Raw genomic sequence first — 4448 nt, forward strand, 5'->3', positions numbered from 1 at the left:
AATTGTCTTTTTCTTGTTCATCTTGTGTAAAGTTAGCAGACACACTTAAATGAACAATCTCAAATGAATCGATCTCACCTTCAAGAAGAGTATTTACCATACCTTGCAAAATCTCACTGAACGGACTCTCTTTTCCCAGTAATCCTTTCTTACTGTAAAGACGTTCTTTCAAACGTTCACTCATCTCAGGATCATTTAAGATCTCCTCAATTGTCTTTTTCTTGTTCATCTTGTGTAAAGTTAGCAGACACACTTAAATGAACAATCTCTCCCTATCTTCCTACTCTATTTTTATTTTTTGAATTTATTCTTTACACTCAATTCTAACTTCAAGATCCAAATGGATAACATAATACCTCGATCCATTTCCGAAGAATTCCAGTTCTTTGCCTTTGTATAATTTAAATTGTCCAGAAGCAGGTCTTGAAGTAGGTATTATATCATAACCTTCTGCTTTGACTGACTCTTCTACATCTTGAAGTCGTAAATCTGTGCCTAAATCAATAGTGAATTTATCGGTAACAGGATCCCATGTGATAGTACCATCAGTAAATTCTTGACCCGCATAAATAGGTTGGGTATTGTCTCCCCCTGTGTCAAAATAATACCACCAAGCATCACCTTCTCCTTCGCTTGACCCGGCATATCCAGTTTCCTCTTCTCCACACCAATCATCCCCATTACCATTTCCATCACCACAGTCCTTCAATATCAAAGTAACCGGTGTTCTTTCCGAGCTGACACAACCTTCAAATGCAACTGCCTCTGCCCAATAGGTCACCTCGCCGATTTCATTGAGGGTTGGATCATCAACTACATTACCACCGGTAGCTGCATCGTACCACACCACTTCAACACCTTCAGGAACTTTTACAAAATCATTGGCATCCAAAGATGTAAATTCATCCTCTTCGTCACCAAAACATCCTTCTCCTCCTTCTAAAAGTTCAGGAGCATCTGGCTCTTTCACCAAATTCCAGCAGAAAGTCAGGTTGCTTAGGCTGGCAGGGTTACCATTTGGATTGTCAGGGGAGGCGAGTCCATCATCACTAGTTATTCCAGAATCATAAACTGTAACATTTGCAGAAGGGCCTCCTTTTACTATAACTGCTAAATTTTCTAAGCAATAGCCATCAGGAGCAGTGAACGACCATTCCACAAAAGTGCCATCTATGATCTTTACCTCTAGTTCTTCTGGCCATTCAAAATCAAATTCACCATCCTCGAAATTATTTCTACCGGAAGTGAATTCAAATTTATCGATATCAAATTCCTCTGCAACCTCACTGCATTCCACATTACCACCGTTATTGCCACCATTTCCTGGTGCATCAGGTCTACCTCGCATGGCCCAGTTTATAGGCTCGACCAAAGGCCCGTTGAAATTATAAGCTTTCGCAATCTGATCAGCATCCATAGACTGAGGATCAAATTCCTCGATCTCTGTACAGCTGACCGCAAATAAAATGATGGCAAGTCCCATCAGGAACTTGAACATCTCTTGGTGTACACTTACTTTCATTTTTTGTTGGTTTTGTTGATATTATTTTCAGTAGCTTTTAAAAGTCTAACTAAAAATAGTAATTAAATGCTAAAAATTGTAAATAAAAAGCATTTAAATACCTGTGAATCAGATGTATCAATGTAATGATATTATCCAAAATATTATTTTATAGAATACTACCGTGAAAAATTAAATTTTAATTGATTTTTTCTATGATTTAATAATCCTTTTCGGCGTCAAAATTTTTTTAAAAAAAAATAGGAAAAAACCATACAAAATGATCAAATGGACAGTTTTGTTGAAAAATGCCTTAATTTTAAACCGAAATACCAAGAGGCTGTTTACATCTTATGTCCCAAAAAGCTATCGTTATCGGTGCAGGAATCGCAGGGCTCGCTGCTGCTGTACGTCTTGTCAATAGAGGTTTTAAAGTGCAGGTTTTTGAAGCCAATGCCCACCCAGGTGGTAAATTATCGGAAATCCAACACAAGGGTTACCGCTTTGATGCGGGGCCTTCCCTTTTTACGCTTCCCGAACAGGTAGAAGAACTCTTTCGCCTTTCTGGTAAGTCTCCTGAGGAGCATTTCGAATACCTTAAACTACCCGTGGCCTGCCATTATTTTTGGGAAGATGGCAATCAGGTGAAAGCCTGGTCGGATATCAAACGCTTTGCAGAAGAAGTGGAAACGAAATTGGGAGAACCGGCTGAAAATGTACGAAAGGCGCTAAAGGAATCTGCTTTTATCTACGATCACCTTTCCCCCCTTTTCATGCACCGCTCCCTGCACCAACTGAATACCTGGATCAATAAGGAAGCGCTGAAATCTTACCTCAAGATGGGTAAACTGGGGATTTTCAGCACCATGCACAAGGCCAATGAAAAGCGCTTTGAACAAAGCAAGATGGTGCAGCTCTTCAACCGATACGCCACGTACAACGGTTCCAATCCCTATGAAACGCCGGCTACCTTGAGCATTATTCCCCACCTGGAGTTCAACATAGGGGCTTTCTTTCCCAAAAATGGCATGCATGACATCACCCTTTCTATCTATCGCTTGGCGCTGGAATTGGGCGTTACCTTCACCTTCAATGCCAAAGTCGAAGAAATCCTGGTTGAAAATAAAAAAGCAGTTGGCGTTTTGGTGCAGGGTGAAAGGCAGGAAGCAGACCTGGTGGTCAATAACATGGACATGGTCAATGCCTATAAATCCATTTTAAAAAAACAGAAGCAGCCCAAACTCCTGTTGAACCAACCTAAATCCAGTTCTGCGCTCATTTTTTACTGGGGCATCAAAAAGAATTTTCCTGAACTGGACCTGCACAATATCCTCTTTTCAGACAATTACAAGGAGGAGTTTGAGCACATTTTCCATAAGAAAAGCATCTACCATGACCCTACAGTCTATATCAATATCACCTCGGTGTACAAGCCCGACGATGCGCCTGAAGGTTGTATGAACTGGTTTACCATGATCAATGTGCCCAACAATCAGGGACAGGATTGGGACAGCATGATTGCCGAAGCCAGAAAAAACATTATCGCCAAAGTCAACCGCATCCTGAAAACTGATATTGAGCCGCTGATTGAAGTAGAGGATGTACTGGAACCCAGGACGATAGAAAGCCGGACTTCTAGTGCCAATGGGGCACTATATGGCAATAGTTCCAATAACATGTATGCGGCATTCCTCCGTCACGCCAACTACTCCTCCGACATCAAAAACCTGTACTTCTGTGGTGGCAGCGTGCATCCGGGAGGAGGCATTCCCTTGTGTTTACTTTCTGCGAAGATCATGACGGAAATGGTGGAATAGGTGAAAGGGAAAAGGGAAAAGGGGAAAGGGTTTACTTAACTGCTGGGACTTAGAGACGAAGGGACTTAGGGACGGAGAGAGGCTAGAAGCGTGAGAATGGGTTGTATCAGGTACCAAGTACAATGTACCAAGACAAAGTTCGAGCAAATAGGAAGCGAGTTTGCCTGCCTTGAGATGGGAGGTGAGAGATGAAAATTTCGGAAGTATGAAGGGGGATTTCTGAAGTGATTTAAGTTTAAAGCTAAAGGATTAAAAGGTTTAAAGAATTTTTTTAACCACAAAAGATACAAAAGGGAACAAAAGTAATTCACCTAAAATCGGTTTTTGGAAGGTGGATGTGGGAATGGAAGTTGGAGGTTTTGAAATCAATTATCTTTTCCTAAAAACAAACACCCCCATACTCCGCTGTCCGTGGACGAGGACGCTTTTGGGGGGTTCGAGGTATTCCAAGTCGCAGCGACTGAGCATTTTTTTTTCCAGGCTTTCGGTCAGGACAAAGCGCTCAGACCCATCCGGAAGGAGGTAAACACTTTCTCCCAAGTGAGGGGAATTCGCTAGGATATGGCCAGCATCGGTACACATGCGCAGAAAGAAGATGCCTCCCGGTTTAAGCACCCGCATCATTTCATCGAGCATCTCGAAAAAATGCGCCTCTGATTGGGCGAAGTGAAGCACTGCCGAGCTCAGAATCACATCAAAAGCACCCTGGTGAAAGGGCATGTTTTCTACATGGGCTTTTTGAAAGCGGTATACATCATAGTCTGTTTGGATGGTTTTGGCATAAATCCTGGCCATTTGTATGGCGGTGGCATTCGCATCACATCCAAAAATCTGATAGCCCTGATGCAGGAAGTAGATGCAGTTGCGGCCCTCACCGCAACCGGCATCCAGGATTTTCATTTCCTTGGTAAATCTGCCTTTTAGGACCTGATCCAGGAGATAGATGTCGATATTTCCCAAAAGGGCATTCAATTTATTCACTTCCATTTTCAAATGTTGCTATGGCCTGCTCCATCTTTTCTTTTCCTACCTGTATGAGTTCCTCTGCGCGGTGGAATTCCAGGGTGCCTGCCTGTTCCCTTGAAATCTCAACTAAAATGTCCGCTTTATGCTTTTCAATGACCAATTCT

The 4448-nt window shown here is 42.2% G+C and carries 3 protein-coding genes and 1 pseudogene; 1 reads left to right on the forward strand and 3 read right to left on the reverse strand.

Annotation, left to right across the window (positions count from 1 at the left end; all coding sequences use genetic code 11):
* Positions 1 to 229, reverse strand: a pseudogene (locus B879_RS20240) (hypothetical protein); the annotation flags it as partial.
* A gap of 75 nt (positions 230 to 304) precedes the next feature.
* The gene (locus B879_RS20245) at positions 305 to 1522 is read right to left on the reverse strand and encodes an immunoglobulin domain-containing protein (RefSeq protein ID WP_009187096.1); all 1218 of its coding nucleotides are present in this window, start codon (positions 1520 to 1522) and stop codon (positions 305 to 307) included.
* A 332-nt stretch (positions 1523 to 1854) separates the two neighbouring features.
* Between B879_RS20245 and crtD the strand changes: the two genes are divergently transcribed.
* A complete protein-coding gene (gene crtD, locus B879_RS20250; protein WP_009187097.1) occupies positions 1855 to 3318 on the forward strand; it encodes a 1-hydroxycarotenoid 3,4-desaturase CrtD in 1464 nt (487 codons plus the stop codon).
* 369 nt (positions 3319 to 3687) lie between these two features.
* Here the strand turns inward: crtD and B879_RS20255 are convergent, their stop codons facing one another.
* Complete coding sequence (locus B879_RS20255) at positions 3688 to 4305, reverse strand: class I SAM-dependent methyltransferase (protein ID WP_009187098.1); 618 nt, start codon at positions 4303 to 4305, stop codon at positions 3688 to 3690.
* Positions 4306 to 4448: the final 143 nt, after the last annotated feature.

This window comes from Cecembia lonarensis LW9 (assembly GCF_000298295.1).
GTDB lineage: Bacteria > Bacteroidota > Bacteroidia > Cytophagales > Cyclobacteriaceae > Cecembia > Cecembia lonarensis.